The sequence below is a fragment of the Caballeronia sp. LZ016 genome (assembly GCF_031450805.1).
Taxonomy (GTDB): domain Bacteria; phylum Pseudomonadota; class Gammaproteobacteria; order Burkholderiales; family Burkholderiaceae; genus Caballeronia.
In genome coordinates this window covers 917864-932384 of record NZ_JARTVY010000001.1, presented here as the reverse complement: position 1 = coordinate 932384, position 14521 = coordinate 917864, and the positions used below count along the sequence as shown (strand labels likewise).

The window sequence follows — 14521 nt, the reverse complement described above, 5'->3', positions numbered from 1 at the left end:
ATGGCCATCAAGAAATCAGACCTCTACTCCTTCGTCTGGGCCTCTTGCGATGAACTGCGTGGCGGCATGGATGCCAGCCAGTACAAGGACTACTCCCTGTCCATGCTGTTCATCAAGTGCATCAGGGACAAATACGCCGGTAGCGACAATCTCGCGCCGCCGATGCTTATCCCAAACGGGGCCAGGTTCAAGGACATGATCGCGCTGAAGGGCAAGACCGATATCGGCGACAAAATCAATGCCCACCTCATTCAGCCGTTGATTGACGCGAAGCAAGGTCCTGTCCGACATGCAGGTCGACCTTCCCGCCCTAGAAGAACGACCCGCCAAAATGCGCGCCTTCGAGCAGGGCATGATGCAAGAGCTGGTAACCGGCAGAACCCTGCTGCTACCGACTGCCGACCAAGTCGAAGTGGCCGGCGACAAGCTGAAACCCAAAACCAAGACGCGTGAGGGACACGCCATGAGCGCCATCACACCGCATTACCGTAGCGTGCAGCAATTGCTGCAAAGTCAGTCCTTCTCCATCGACGAGTATCAGCGCGAGTACAAGTGGGAAAAGGAGAATATCGACGAACTGCTATCAGACCTACAAGCCAAGTTCTTCTCTCAGTACCAGGCAGGGGACGAGACTCCGGCAGTGAGCAGCTACGGTGAATACTTTCTCGGCTCCATCATCGTCAGCAAGCGCAACGGCAAAAATTATCTGATCGATGGCCAGCAGCGGGTGACTTCGCTTACGCTGCTGCTCATCTGCCTATACCGCGCGGCGGAAGCACGGGAGTTGCCGGTGTCGAAGACCATGGCGCCCCTGATCTTCAGCGACAACTTGGGCGAGCCCAAGTTCAACCTCGACATCCCCGAGCGCCTTCCAGTTATCCAGGCGCTGTTCCAGGGCTACGACTACAGCCCTGATGGCAAAGATGAGTCCATTCAAACGATGTACGCCCGTTACAGCGACATCGAGGCCAACGACCTGCTGGTCGATCTTGGCGACGCGCTGCCACACTTCATCTACTGGCTCCTCACGCGGGTGGGCTTGATCGAGATCGCCACTGACAACGACAACTACGCGTACGCGATCTTCGAAACCATGAATGATCGCGGCAAACCGCTCAGCCCGGTGGACATGCTCAAGGCCTACTTGCTGGCCCCGATCGAAGACCCGCAAGCCCGCATGCAGGCTAACCAGACTTGGAAGCACGAGGTTCTAGAGCTAATCTCGTGGGGCGGTAGCCACGAGCCCGAGCGCGACGCCAATTGCATCAAGGCTTGGCTACGCGCGCAATACGCCGACTCCACGCGCGAACGCAAGGCAGGCGCCGTGGACAAGGACTGGGAACTCATCGGATCAGTCTTTCACCGCTGGGTGCGCGATCACAGCGTGCAACTCGGCCTGGGCAAGGCACAAGCCAATCAGCATCTGATGGCCCAGAGCTTCCCGTTCTTCGCTAGAGCCTACCGGCGCGTTCTCGCCGCCAGCCGACACTACACGCCCGGTCTGGAGCCCATCTACTACAACGCTCACAACGATTTCACGTGGCAGGGCACGGTGCTGCTGGCGCCGCTCATCGAAACGGACGACGACGACACCGTGCGTCGGAAGCTAGCCGTGACGGCCACCTACCTTGACATCTGGCTGATGCGCCGTGTGGTGAACTACATCCGCGTCGGATACTCAAGTGTGTCGTATGCCATGTGGCTGCTATGCCGCGATATTCGTCGCAAACCTTTGTCGGAGTTGGTAGAGGCGCTGACTAAAAAGCTGGAAGAAGACGACGTAACGTTTGAGGGCAGCGTCGCCAGAGGCCGAACGGGCATTGATGGTCTAGGACTTAATCAATTCAGCCGTCGCTATATCGCTCACCTGTTGGCGCGCCTGACGGCCGCGACCGAGGCCGGCGCGGGCCGCACCGAGTCCTTCGACAAACTAGTCAGGCGGGATGTCAAGAATCCGTTCGACATCGAGCACATTTGGGCCGACGACTATGAGGCTGTGGCCGAGCACTTCGCAGACGAGCAGGAGTTCCAAGAGTGGCGGAACCACGTGGCTTCCCTCCTTTTGCTGCCTGCCGACGTGAACCGTAGTCTGCAAGACAAGTCATTCGCCGACAAGCGCCCGCACTACGCCAAGCAGAACTTCTACGCGGCAAGCTTGGACGCGAGCGCTTACCAGCACCAACCGAAGTTCCAGCAGTTTGCTGCAGAACATCAACTGCCATTCAGGGCCTTCGACACTTTCACGAAGGAGGAACAGCGGACCCGGCGCGAATTGGTAGTCGCATTGATCGAACATGTCTGGGCTCCTGAGCGTTTGCAGGAAGCCGCCTTATGACGCAGCGCCTTCATCCCGAACGCGTGAACCAAGAAACGAATCTGCGAAGCGGTGGCGACTGGAGGTCTGGGTTATGCCACTTCGGAGACCGGAAGAAGCGGACCGGCAACCGATGCATCGAATCCGCTTAGCTTCACGACAATCTGAAGGCGCGCGGCTCTTCAGACGTTCAATCTCTTAGGCGTTGCAGAAGCTGATGGCCGCTGCGGGATCTACCCCCTCAAGCCTCCACCCCCGTCCACTCCTGCTCCCGCAACTTCGCCCGCAGCCTCGCCACCGCCTGGCTATGCAGCTGGCAAACGCGCGACTCGCTGACTTCCATCACCGCGCCGATCTCGCGCAGATTCAACCCGCGCTCGTAATACAGACTCATCAAGAGCTTCTCGCGCTCCGGCAACCGATCGATCGCCTCGATCAGCGCCCCGCGCAAGCTCTCATCGAGCAGCGCCGACAGCGGGTCCGACCGATCCACGCAATACCGGTCCAGAAACGGCTCGTCATCCGCCGAACGATCGAAGTCTTCGTAATAGATCAACTGGCTGCCGTGCAAGTCCTGCAGCATCGATTGGTATTCGTCGAGCGGCAGCTTCATGTGCTCGGCGATCTCCACCTCGCTCGCCGAACGTCCGAGACTCTGCTCGACCTTGTGCACCGCCGATTCCACCTCGCGCGATGTCTTGCGCATGCTGCGCGGCAACCAGTCGTTCGCGCGCAACTCGTCGAGCATCGCGCCGCGGATGCGCTGGCTCGCATACGTCTCGAACTGCGCACCCTGATCTTCCTTGTAACGGCTCGCCGCATCCATCAGGCCGATCATGCCGGCCTGGATCAGATCGTCGAGATCCACGCTCGCCGGCATCTTGGCGACGAGCTGCAGTCCCAGCCGGCGAACGAGCGGCGCGTAGCGCGTCAACACGTCGGACTGCGAGAGTTTGCCTTGGGCGTTGTACATCTGGGTCACCTTTGTCTTGATCACATCGACGCCGTGCTGCTCAATGCATGGCCGGGAAACATCGGCGCCCTTCGCGCCACTTCCCGCCCGCCCTTGTCAGACTCGCCAACCAAAAACTGCACTTCGTTTCGAATTTCCGCATCGCCCGCAAGAAGCGCGGGACGCATCGGCCAGTGAAGAAGCTCCGCCGCAATCTGGCGATAGTCGCGCGCCGCAGCCGTTGCCGGAAACGCCTCCACCACCGAACGCGACAGCTCCCTCGCCCGAGTAATGCGCGCATCCTCGGACACATATCCCGCATGCACGAGCGACACAGCCAGATACCGGCTCGCGACGCCCGACAGGTTCTCGAACGCGACCGCTGCATCGGCCGGGTTCTGCACGTGATTGATCAGCACACGGAACTGGCCGATCGCATGCGCGTAGTGCAGACGCTTCATGCACGCATACGCCTCGGTGATCGCCGGCGCAGCCGCACGCGTGACGATCAGAAAGTCATGCGCCTGCGCCGCGAGCGACGACAACGCGCCATGCCGATCCAGTTGCGTATCGATCAGCACGATGTCCGCCGATCCGTCGAGCAGCGCGCGGCATTGCGCGGCGTCGTGGCTCACGCGCTCCTCGCGAGGCGCGGCGATCAGCGAAAAGCCGAGCGGCGAGCGCGTGACGACGTCCTGCAGCGCGTGGCGGCCGGACATCACCGCGCTCATCGCCTGCGATCCGCAAAGCCCAGCCATGCGGCTCACCGATGTTCCGTTCTGCCGCTCGTCGATGACGAGCACATCCTTGCCATGCACGGCGAGCGCCGCACCGAGATTCACCACCGCCGACGTGCAGCCGATGCCCGCCGGTCCGCCCGCGACCGCCACCACGCGCGAGCCTGCACGCGTCAGCAACCGTCTCAGGCCTTCAGCCTGGTCGAGCACGAGCTTATCCAAAGCGGACCTCATGGAGTTCGGCCGCGGCACGCGCGGACAATGCGGAAAGCAGCGCCGGCACTTCCTCGTCCTGCGGCACGAACGGCGAACCGTCGCGCGGAATGCAGAACGCGCTCTTGATCAGAAAACGCTTGGTCGCCACGTACAGGTTTTCCGGCACCTTCTGTCCGGTCGATACGTAATGCACCGGCAGCTTGTAGCGGATAACCGTGTCGAGCACGCCGCCCAGGTTCGTCGCTTCATCGAGCTTGGTCAGGATGCAGCCCGCGAGCGGCGGCTGATCGGCCGCGCTCTTGTACGCCTGCACGACTTCGTTCAGCGTGTCGCCGTGGCTCGTCGCGTTGAGCAGCAACAGGCGCTGCACCGGATGACCCGCGCCGCACAGCATCGAAATCTGGTCGGAGACGGTGCGATCGCGCTGGCTCATGCCGATGGTGTCGATCAGCACGATGTGCTTGTTGCGCAACTCCGACAGCGCCAGTTGCAGGTCGGCTGCGTCCTTCACCGCATGCACCGAGACGCCGAGAATCTTGCCGAAAATGCGCAGTTGCTCGTGCGCGCCGATCCGGTAGCTGTCCGTGGTCAGCAGCGCGACCTTGCTTGCGCCGAAGCGCATCACGCAGCGCGCGGCAAGCTTCGCGGTGGTCGTCGTCTTGCCGACGCCCGTCGGGCCCATCAGCGCGAACACGCCGCCACGTTCCATCAGCGCGTCTTCGCTCGCCATCACCGGCAGATTCGATTCGAGCACCTGCTGCACCCATTCCATCGCGTGCTCGGCGCTTTCCATCTCCGGCATGTTGTCGATGACCATGCGTACGAGCTGCGCGGAAAATCCGGCGGCGAACAGGCGCTTGGTCAGCACGGCGTTGCTCGGCGTGCGGCGCTGGCGATCGCCCCACAGCAGGCCGGAGAAGTGTTCTTCCATCATCGAGCGCATCGACGACAGTTCGTTCATCACCGTTTCGTTGACGACCTCTTCCATGCGGGCGCGGATCGCCTCGGTGACGACGGCCGCCGCGTTCGCGGGCAAGCCATCGAACGCACCCTCGGTCGATGCCGGCGATGCTTCCGCTTGCGGCGCGCTCGCGTTGATCTTTTGCGCGGCGCGGCGTGCGGCGACCTGCGCGGCTTCGCGGGCCCAGTCGGGGGTGTCGATCTTCGGCTGCGCCAGCTGGCGCAACGCGTGATTCGCCGTCTCGGTCTTGTCGACGCCTTGCGCTTTCGGCGGCACCGGCACGCCCAGGCCGCGCGCAATCGCCGACGATGCCGTCAACGGACGATTCGACGGCGTCGCCGCTTGTTCGGCGATGCGTCGCGCATGCTGGATCAGCCACGGGTTGGAATCGGCCATCGTGCGGGACGCTTCGTCGGCGGAAGATGCTGCTTCATCGTCCGCGTCGGTGTTCGCGCCGAAAACGGACGAGAACACGTCGCCGCTTGCATACGGATTCGGTGCGGCCTGCCTGGCGGCGGCTGCCTGCGCCAGCGCGGCGCGCGGCGTGGCGCTCGCGAACGTCGCGGGCACGGCCAGGTCTTGCGCATCCGGCGAGATCGACGCGATATCGCTATCCGCGACACTGACGATCTCGACGGAACCATCGTCCAGCGTACGGTTCGACAACACGACTGCATCGGGGCCGAGCGCTTCGCGAACCTGTCGCAGTGCGTCGCGGCTGTTCGCGCCAATGAATTTACGAATGTTCAAACTTGCCCCCGATGAGGAATGACTGCGATCTTTGCGAGGCGGGCGTCGCCGGATGTTTCGACGTGCCCGCTTTTCAGTGAAGCCATTATTGCGAAGAAGCCGCTTCGCCTATCGCTGGATAAAGGGTGTGAAAAAGGGGTATTTCGGCTGATGGACGGATCGGGGGTAAAGAATCGGCTTGCTGCGCCGTCCACGGCGTAAGCTAGAGGGCGCGCATCCGCCAACCAGAACAGACAGGAGACTTTTACGCATGGCGTCCGATGTTTCCCCCGCTTCCACTCAAACCACCGGCGCGCGGCTCGTCGTCGATGCGCTCGTGCATCACGGCGTCGAGCGCGTGTTCTGCGTGCCCGGCGAGAGCTTCCTCGCCGTGCTGGATTCGCTGCACGACGAAACGGACCAGATTCAGACCATCGTGTGCCGCCACGAGGCGGGCGCGGCGAACATGGCCGAAGCGGTCGGCAAGCTGACCGGCCGGCCGGGCGTCGCCATCGTGACGCGCGGGCCGGGAGCCACGCACGCCTCCATCGGCGTGCACACCGCGTATCAGGATTCCACGCCGATGATCCTGCTCATCGGCCAATGCGCGCGCGACCACATGGATCGCGAGGCGTTTCAGGAAATCGACTATCGGCGCATGTTCGGGCAGATGGCGAAATGGGTCGCGCAGATCGACGATCCGCGCCGCGTTCCCGAATACATGAGTCATGCGTTTCACGTCGCGACGGCGGGGCGTCCGGGGCCGGTCGTGCTCGCGCTGCCCGAGGACATGCTGACCGAAGCGTGCGATGCCGTACCCGCTGCGCCGCGTTATCAGCGTGTGGCGGCATCGCCTTCGCCGGCGCAGATGGAGCGGCTGCGCGACATGCTCGCCAATGCCGAGAAGCCGTTCGTGATCGCGGGCGGCAGCGGCTGGACGGAAGGCGCGACGCAAGACTTCGCGCGCTTCATCGAGCGATGGCAGTTGCCGGCCGGCTGCGCCTTCCGCTTTCAGGACACGCTCAACAACGAGCATCCGAACTATGCGGGCGATGTGGGCCTCGGCATCAATCCGGCGCTCGCTGCCCGCGTGCGCGAAGCCGATGTGCTCTTCGTGCTGGGTCCGCGCATGGGCGAATCGACGACGGGCGGCTACACGCTGCTCGATATCCCGAAGACGAAGCAGACGCTCATTCACGTGCATCAGGGCGCGGAGGAACTGGGGCGCGTGTATAGCGCGGACCTGGCCGTTGTATCGGGCATGCCGGAGATTGCGTCGATGCTCGCGGCGCTCGAGCCGCCTGCCGGGATCGCGTGGGCGGGATCGGCTGAAGCGGCACATGCCGCGTATCTGGAATGGCGCAAGCCCAGGCCGATGATCGGCGATGTCCAGCTCGGCGAAATCATGCGCGCGCTCGCCGAACGCCTCCCCGCCGATGCCATTCTCACGAACGGCGCGGGAAATTATGCGACGTGGCTGCATCGGCATTATTCGTATCGGCATTTCCGCTCGCAGGTCGCACCGACGAGCGGCGCGATGGGCTACGGCGTGCCGGCGGCCATCGCGGCGAAGTCGCTGTATCCGGACCGCACGGTAATCGCGTTCGCCGGCGACGGCTGCTTCATGATGGCGAGCCACGAAATCGCGACGGCGATGCAGTATCGGCTGGCCGTGATTTTCGTCGTCGTGAATAACGCGCAATACGGCACGATCCGGATGCATCAGGAGCGGCACTATCCGCATCGCGTGCACGGGACGGGGCTGACCAATCCGGATTTCGTCGCGTATGCGCGGGCGTTCGGCGCGCACGGCGAACGCGTCGAGACGACGGACCAGTTCATGCCCGCGTTCGATCGCGCCGTGGAATCAGGACTGCCTGCGGTCATCGAAATCCGCATTCCGCAAGACCAGAGCACGCCGGGCGCGACGCTCGAACAGATTCGTCAGCAAGGCAAGCGTTGATCGTCAGCTTTCGATTTGCTTGCGATTAACTCCCGGTGGCAGTAGAGTAATCCGCTCCAAACACTGGGAGTTAGCGATGCTTAAGATTCTTGCGGTTGCATTGGCGCTGGGCTTCTCTGGCGCGGCGTTGGCGAAAGCCGATTGCACGGCGCATCCGAAGGGCGAGTGGATGAAGGAGTCGGACGCCAAGGCCAGGATCGAGTCGCAGGGCTACAAGATCCGCAAGTTCAAGGTCGACGGCAACTGCTACGAGATCTACGGTCACGACAAGGACGGCAAGAAAGTCGAAATTTATTACGACACGAAAACGCTCGATGTCGTGAAGTCCGAAGTCGACTGAGCGAGCTGTCTTCCATGTCGATGCGCGTAAAGGTTTGGGACATCTGGGTCCGGCTCACGCACTGGACGGTGGCGGGCATCGTCGTGTGGAATCTGTTCGGGCCGACCGATGCCGCGCATCGGCTGCTGGGGTACATCGCGGCGGGGCTGGTTGTCGCGCGCATCGTGTGGGGTTTCATCGGCTCGGCGAATGCGCGTTTCTCGGCGTGGTGGCCGACGCGCGCGCGTCTGCGTGAATATCTGCGCTCGCTCGCGGCGGGCCGGCCGGTTCATCATCGATCGCATAATCCGCTCGGCGGGTTGATGGCGCTTTTTCTGTGGTTCCTGATCCTCGCGCTCGGCCTGTCGGGATGGCTCATGCGGCTGGATGTTTTCTGGGGCGAAGACTGGCCGCAGGAGATTCATACCTGGCTTTCGCTCGTCATCGAAATCTTCGCCTGCGTGCATATCGCCGCTGCCGTGCTGATGACCGTCTGGACACGCGAGGAGCTTATTCGTGCGATGGTGACGGGGTATAAGCGGGTCGATAAGCCGGTGGAATAGGTGCAGCTTCCGATGGGCCTCGGCTATCGAAAGGACCGTTCGCCAGCAAGATTCGAGCGGCAAACTAAATGCAAAACGGCCCGGCCGCCAATCGCGAACCGAGCCGTTTCAAGCAGGCTGAACGCCTAAGCCTTACTTCCCGCCCACGCTCTGCAGCGTCGTCCACTTGCCGCCGACGACCTTGTACAGCGTAATCCCGCCGTTCTTCAGATCGCCCTTCGCGTCATACGACAGATGCTTCGCCGTCACGCCCTGCATGTCGGTCTTCGCAAGCAGCGGCAGATACTTGGCCGGGTCCGTCGAGTTGGCCGCCTTCATCGCGCTGAACATGGCCATCGCGCCATCATAGGCGTACGGCGAGTATGTCTGCACTTCTTCGTTGAAGCGCTTCTTGTACTTCGCTTCGTATGCCGCGCCACCCGGCATTTCGTTCATCGGCAAACCAGCCAGCGAAGCCACCGTGCCGTCGGCCGCATCGCCCGCGATCTTCAGGAACGTGTCCGTCTTCACCATTTCGCCCGCCATCAGCGGCGCGCGGAAGCCCAGCGTCTTCATCTGCTTGGCCATCGGGCCGGCTTGCGAATCGGCGCCGCCGTAATAGACGAGGTCCGGGTTCGCCGCCTTGATCTTGGTCAGAATCGCCTTGAAGTCGACGGCCTTGTCGTTCGTGAACTCGCGATCGACGATCGTGCCGCCCGCCGCCTTCGCCGCCTTCTCGAACTGGTCGGCGAGGCCCTGGCCGTAAGCCGTGCGGTCATCGACGATAGCGATCTTCTTGACCTTCAGGTTCTTCACCGCGAACTCGCCCGCGACCGAACCCTGCTGCGTGTCGGACGTCATCATGCGGAACGTGGTCTTGAAGCCCTGCGTCGTGTATTCCGGCGCGGTCGCCATCGCGATCTGCGGAATGCCCGCGTTCGCGTAGATGCGCGAAGCCGGAATCGTCGTGCCCGAGTTGAAGTGGCCGAGCATGCCCTTGATGCCGTCGTCGACCAGCTTCTGCGCGACAGTCGTACCCGTGCGCGGGTCGGCCTGATCGTCCGCCGAATCCAGCACGATGCGAACCGGCTTGCCGCCGATCACCGGCTTCGTCGCGTTGAACTCTTCGACGGCCAGCGTGATGCCGTTCTGGAAGTCCTTGCCGTAGTGCGCTTGCGCGCCGGTCATCGGACCCGCGAAACCGACCTTCACATCCTCGACTTGCTGTGCAACCGCGGTCCCCGCCAGCGACAGGCCAGCGAGCGTCAGGGCTGCTGCCAGCTTGTTCATCGTGTACTTCATAGCTTCTCCTAGTACCAGTGTGGATGGCAGCTTGTGCCGGGATCGCCGTGCCGGCTGCCGTTTGTTTGAATTTGTTGAACCGAGCGCCGCGAACGTCTCAACCGATCGTCATCAAATTCGCATTGCCGCCCGCCGCCGCCGTGTTCACGCTCACCGAGCGTTCCGTCAACAGACGTTCGAGCGCATAGTCTTCGCCGTCGTGGCCAGCGTCGGCGAAGGTGCCCGCCGCCACGCCCTGCACCGATACGATCGGTCCCGGACGCTTGGCGATTTCCTTCACGAGCGACAGCAGTTCATCGCTATCACCTTCGAACAACACGGCGTCGAAGCCCGCTGCGGAATCCTTGCTCACCGCCGCATGGGCCTTCAGCGACGCCGGCAACGACGCCACCAGCTGCTCGCCCGCCGACCCCGCGAAAAGCGCCTTGTTGCCCGTCGCCAGCGCGGCGGCAAACTGCGCGCGCGCGCCGCTTTCCGTCGATGCCACGCACAGCACCGTGCCCCGCGCGCTCAACGTGTACGTATTGCGCTCGCCGGTCGGGCCGGCCAGCACCGCCGTCGCGCCCGCCAGCACATGCTGCAGATAGCCGTCACAGCGTGCGGCCGTCTGCGGATCGCGCTCGCCGATCGCCCAGTCGCGCAGTGCGGTCAGCGCAGCGGCGGGCGTGTCGCCGGATGCGATTTCATCGACGACGAGCGTGCTCGCCAGCGACTTCGGCAAGCCGGTCGGACGCTTCGCCAGCAGGCGCTGCAGATACAGCGCACCGCCCGCTTTCGGACCCGTACCCGAGAGACCTTCGCCGCCGAACGGCTGCACGCCGACCACCGCGCCGATCACGTTGCGGTTCACGTAGATGTTGCCCACGTGCGCGCGCGAGATGACATGCGCGATGGTTTCGTCGATGCGCGTATGGATGCCGAGCGTCAGGCCGTAACCCGTCGTACGAATTTGGTCGAGCAGTTTATCAAGAGACGCGCGGCGATAACGCACCACATGCAGCACCGGTCCGAAAACCTCGCGCTTCAATTCGTCGATGCTTTCCAGTTCGATCAGCGTCGGCGGCACGAACGTGCCTTGCGCGCAGCCTTCGGGCAGCGGCAGTTGCACGACCTTGCGGCCCTTCTCGCGCATCGATGCGATGTGCGCGTCGATGCTGCGCTTCGCGTCTTTATCGATGACCGGGCCGACATCCACCGACAGCCGGTCCGGATTGCCCACCGCGAGTTGCTTCATCGCGCCGGTGAGCATTTCGAGCGTGCGATCGGCGACATCGTCCTGCAGGCACAGAACGCGCAGCGCCGAGCAGCGTTGACCGGCGGAATCGAACGATGACTGCATCACGTCGGCGACGACCTGTTCCGCGAGCGCCGACGAATCGACGATCATCGCGTTCTGGCCACCGGTTTCGGCGATCAGCGGAATCGGGCGGCCTTCCGAATCGAGCCGCTCCGACAGCGTCTTGTTGATGAGGCGCGCGACTTCCGTCGAGCCGGTGAACATGACGGCGCGCGTGCGCGCATCGGCGACGAGCGCCGCGCCCACGGTTTCGCCATCGCCCGGCAGCAGTTGCACGGCGCCCGCCGGCACGCCGGCTTTGCGCAAGATGCGCACCGCTTGCGCGGCGATCAGCGGCGTCTGTTCCGCAGGCTTCGCGAGCACGGGATTGCCGGCTGCGAGCGCCGCCGCGACCTGACCCGTGAAAATCGCCAGCGGGAAGTTCCACGGGCTGATGCAGACCACCGGACCCAGCGGACGATGCGTATCGTTCGAAAACTCCGCGCGGATTTGCGACGCGTAATACCGCAGGAAATCGACGGCTTCGCGTATCTCCGCAATCGCGTTCGGCAGCGACTTGCCGGCCTCGCGGATGATGAGGCCCATCAGCGTGTGCATTTGCGCTTCGAGCAGATCGGCGGCGCGCGAGAGGCAGTCGGCGCGATCGTCGACGGGCGTCGCCTGCCAGATCGGTGCGGCGGCCATCGCGTTCGCGAGCGCGGCGCTCACCTGTTCCGACGACGCTTCGACCACGGTGCCGACCACATCGCGGTGATCGGCCGGATTGCGGATATCGCGCGCAACGCCGTCGGCGAGCGAACCGCCTTCGAGCATCGGCGCGGCCTGCCACGGATGATTGCCGCTCGCGAGCAACGCCGACGACAGCGACGCCAGCCGATGCTCATTCGACAGATCGAGGCCCATCGAGTTGAGGCGCTCGTTGCCGTAAAGCTGGCGCGGCAGCGGAATCTTCGCGTGCGGCGCGCCGAGCGGAACGATCTTCTGCGCTTCTTCGATCGGGTCCTGCACGAGATCCTTCACCGGCACGGATTCATCCGCGATGCGGTTCACGAACGACGTGTTCGCGCCGTTCTCGAGCAGACGGCGCACGAGATAAGCGAGCAGCGTTTCGTGCGTGCCGACCGGCGCATACACACGGCACGGACGGTTCAGCTTGTCGCGGCCGGTGACTTCTTCGTAGAGCGGCTCGCCCATGCCGTGCAGGCACTGGAATTCGTACTGGCCGGGGTAATAATTCTGGCCCGCCAGGTGATAGATGGCCGACAGCGTGTACGCGTTGTGCGTCGCGAATTGCGGATAGACGGCATCGGGCGCCGCGAGCAGCTTCTTCGCGCACGCGAGGTACGAAATGTCCGTGTAGATCTTGCGCGTGTACACCGGATAGCCTTCGAGGCCGTCTACTTGCGCGCGCTTGATTTCCGTATCCCAGTACGCGCCTTTCACGAGGCGAATCATCAAACGATGACGGCTGCGGCGCGCGAGATCGATCAGATAGTCGATCACGAACGGGCAACGCTTCTGATACCCCTGCACCACGAAGCCGATGCCGTTCCAGCCCGCGAGTTCGGGATCGAAGCACAGCGCTTCGAGCAGATCCAGCGACAACTCGAGACGGTCGGCTTCTTCTGCGTCGATATTCAGCCCGATGTCATAACGGCGCGCGAGCTGCGCCAGCGCGCGCACGCGCGGCAGCAGTTCGGTCATCGTGCGCTCTTGTTGCGAGCGCGAATAGCGCGGATGCAGCGCGGAAAGCTTGATGGAGATGCCGGGACCTTCGTAGATGCCGCGCCCGCCCGCCGCCTTGCCGATGGCGTGAATCGCCTGCTCGTAGGATGCGTAGTAGCGTTGTGCGTCTTCCTCGGTCGTCGCGGCTTCGCCGAGCATGTCGTACGAGTAGCGGAAACCGCGCGCTTCGAACTTGCGGCTGTTCGCGAGCGCTTCGGAGATCGTCTCGCCGGTGACGAACTGCTCGCCCATCAGGCGCATCGCCATGTCGACGCCCTTGCGGATCAGCGGTTCGCCGCCCTTGCCGATCATCCGCGTCAGCGCCGACGATAGACCCGCTTCGCTGTTCGTCGTGACGAGCTTGCCGGTGATCATCAGGCCCCACGTCGCGGCGTTCACGAAGAGCGACGGCGCCTGGCCCATATGCGAGCGCCAGTCGCCCTTGCTGATCTTGTCGCGGATCAGCGCGTCGCGCGTGGCGCGATCGGGGATGCGCAACAGCGCTTCGGCGAGGCACATCAGCGCGACGCCTTCCTGGCTCGACAGCGAGAACTCGTGGATCAGCCCTTCGACGCCGCCGCCGGTGCTCTTTGCGCGCAGCGCTTCGACGAGCTTTGTCGCGAGCTTCTCCGTATCCGCGGCGACGGTCGCGGGCAAGCGCGCCTGGCCGATGAGAAACGGCACGCACTCCGGCTCCGGCCGCCGATACGCTGCGGTAATCGCAGCGCGCAGCACCGATTGCGGCTGCACGTTCTGCGCGAAGTCGAGGAACGGATGCGGTGCGCCGTCTTCGTCGGTGTCGACAGACGCGGCGTCGGTCATATCCGACGCGCCATTCGCGCCCGACAGTTCCGGCGGAAGCTGGCCGTGCTCGATACGTTCGAGATAAGCGAAGATCGCCTGCTTGATGAGCCAGTGCGGGGTGCGTTCCAGTCGCGTGGCGGCGTCTTTCAGCCGGGACCGCAGCAAATCGTCGACTTTGACGCCAAGGGTTGTGCTCGCCATATTTCCTTCGTTTGCCGGTCGTGCCTACCCGGCGAAAGACCAAAAAGTTGGCGAATCGTACCCCGCTGATATAAAAGGTGCAACCGACGTTTTCCGCAGGGTTGCACCACCGTCAAACCCTTTAGCGACAAGGCTCCGCACGGTGCAGCGCGTCGTTGGCGGATGGCGGATTATGCCTAGTACTTTCCCTAACTCAAGTTTTTTGGGACAAAGCCCTAAGTAAATGCATCCCCGCAGCCGATATAAAGGCCGAGGCCCGCCGACGGCGCGGCTAACGGCTTACGGGGAGAAGAGCAGCATGAGCACTTGGATGTGGATTGTCGGCGTCTGGATCGTATTTGCGGCCTGCGTCGTGTTGTTCGTGCGCGGTGCGTCGGCGCGCACGGATGCCGTCGAAGAATCGCGCGACGAGGTTGCGCCCGCGCCCGCCGACCGGTCGCGCGTCAAGCAAGTCTGACC

10 protein-coding genes and 1 pseudogene are annotated in these 14521 nt (G+C 63.4%); 6 read left to right on the top strand and 5 right to left on the bottom strand.

Annotation, left to right across the window (positions count from 1 at the left end):
* Together P9220_RS04400 and P9220_RS04395 are read left to right on the top strand one after the other, a co-directional pair.
* Positions 1 to 201, top strand: a pseudogene (locus P9220_RS04400) (type I restriction-modification system subunit M N-terminal domain-containing protein); the annotation flags it as partial.
* 88 nt (positions 202 to 289) lie between these two features.
* Positions 290 to 2335, top strand: a complete 2046-nt coding sequence (locus P9220_RS04395; RefSeq protein WP_309763759.1) for a DUF262 domain-containing protein — start codon at positions 290 to 292, stop codon at positions 2333 to 2335.
* Between the two features lie 220 nt (positions 2336 to 2555).
* Here the strand turns inward: P9220_RS04395 and P9220_RS04390 are convergent, their stop codons facing one another.
* From P9220_RS04390 to flhF, 3 genes are read right to left on the bottom strand one after another with little or no spacing between them, the layout of a single operon-like run.
* Positions 2556 to 3287, bottom strand: a complete 732-nt coding sequence (locus P9220_RS04390) for an RNA polymerase sigma factor FliA (protein WP_309763758.1) — start codon at positions 3285 to 3287, stop codon at positions 2556 to 2558.
* A 20-nt stretch (positions 3288 to 3307) separates the two neighbouring features.
* Positions 3308 to 4225, bottom strand: coding sequence for a MinD/ParA family protein (locus P9220_RS04385; RefSeq protein ID WP_309765383.1), 918 nt, complete (start codon positions 4223 to 4225; stop codon positions 3308 to 3310).
* Positions 4218 to 5930: a flagellar biosynthesis protein FlhF gene (gene flhF, locus P9220_RS04380; protein WP_309763757.1), complete on the bottom strand. Its 1713-nt coding sequence runs from the start codon at positions 5928 to 5930 to the stop codon at positions 4218 to 4220. Before flhF ends, P9220_RS04385 begins: the two co-directional genes overlap by 8 nt.
* 250 nt (positions 5931 to 6180) lie before the next feature.
* Between flhF and P9220_RS04375 the strand changes: the two genes are divergently transcribed.
* From P9220_RS04375 to P9220_RS04365, 3 genes are all read left to right on the top strand, one after another.
* Positions 6181 to 7872, top strand: coding sequence for a thiamine pyrophosphate-binding protein (locus P9220_RS04375; protein ID WP_309763756.1), 1692 nt, complete (start codon positions 6181 to 6183; stop codon positions 7870 to 7872).
* Positions 7873 to 7948: 76 nt separating this feature from the next.
* The gene (locus P9220_RS04370) at positions 7949 to 8212 is read left to right on the top strand and encodes a PepSY domain-containing protein (protein WP_309763755.1); all 264 of its coding nucleotides are present in this window, start codon (positions 7949 to 7951) and stop codon (positions 8210 to 8212) included.
* 20 nt (positions 8213 to 8232) lie between these two features.
* Positions 8233 to 8754: a cytochrome b/b6 domain-containing protein gene (locus P9220_RS04365; RefSeq protein ID WP_309765382.1), complete on the top strand. Its 522-nt coding sequence runs from the start codon at positions 8233 to 8235 to the stop codon at positions 8752 to 8754.
* Between the two features lie 132 nt (positions 8755 to 8886).
* Here P9220_RS04365 and P9220_RS04360 read toward each other — a convergent pair whose 3' ends face one another.
* Positions 8887 to 10035 (bottom strand): branched-chain amino acid ABC transporter substrate-binding protein, encoded by a 1149-nt coding sequence (locus P9220_RS04360; protein ID WP_309763754.1) that lies wholly within the window; start codon positions 10033 to 10035, stop codon positions 8887 to 8889.
* Positions 10036 to 10132: 97 nt separating this feature from the next.
* On the bottom strand, positions 10133 to 14062 hold the full coding sequence (gene putA / locus P9220_RS04355; RefSeq protein WP_309763753.1) for a trifunctional transcriptional regulator/proline dehydrogenase/L-glutamate gamma-semialdehyde dehydrogenase: 3930 nt from the start codon (positions 14060 to 14062) through the stop codon (positions 10133 to 10135).
* A gap of 298 nt (positions 14063 to 14360) precedes the next feature.
* Between putA and P9220_RS04350 the strand changes: the two genes are divergently transcribed.
* The gene (locus P9220_RS04350; protein ID WP_309763751.1) at positions 14361 to 14519 is read left to right on the top strand and encodes a hypothetical protein; all 159 of its coding nucleotides are present in this window, start codon (positions 14361 to 14363) and stop codon (positions 14517 to 14519) included.
* Positions 14520 to 14521 lie beyond the last annotated feature (2 nt).

What these genes read in the sequence shown, in the direction of transcription:
- P9220_RS04365 (WP_309765382.1), top strand. Translation starts at nt 8,233, where the DNA reads ATGCGCGTAAAGGTTTGGGACATCTGGGTCCGGCTCACGCACTGGACG.
- P9220_RS04350 (WP_309763751.1), top strand. Translation starts at nt 14,361, where the DNA reads ATGAGCACTTGGATGTGGATTGTCGGCGTCTGGATCGTATTTGCGGCC.
- P9220_RS04375 (WP_309763756.1), top strand. Translation starts at nt 6,181, where the DNA reads ATGGCGTCCGATGTTTCCCCCGCTTCCACTCAAACCACCGGCGCGCGG.
- putA (WP_309763753.1), bottom strand. Translation starts at nt 14,062, where the DNA reads ATGGCGAGCACAACCCTTGGCGTCAAAGTCGACGATTTGCTGCGGTCC.
- P9220_RS04360 (WP_309763754.1), bottom strand. Translation starts at nt 10,035, where the DNA reads ATGAAGTACACGATGAACAAGCTGGCAGCAGCCCTGACGCTCGCTGGC.
- P9220_RS04395 (WP_309763759.1), top strand. Translation starts at nt 290, where the DNA reads ATGCAGGTCGACCTTCCCGCCCTAGAAGAACGACCCGCCAAAATGCGC.
- P9220_RS04390 (WP_309763758.1), bottom strand. Translation starts at nt 3,287, where the DNA reads ATGTACAACGCCCAAGGCAAACTCTCGCAGTCCGACGTGTTGACGCGC.
- P9220_RS04370 (WP_309763755.1), top strand. Translation starts at nt 7,949, where the DNA reads ATGCTTAAGATTCTTGCGGTTGCATTGGCGCTGGGCTTCTCTGGCGCG.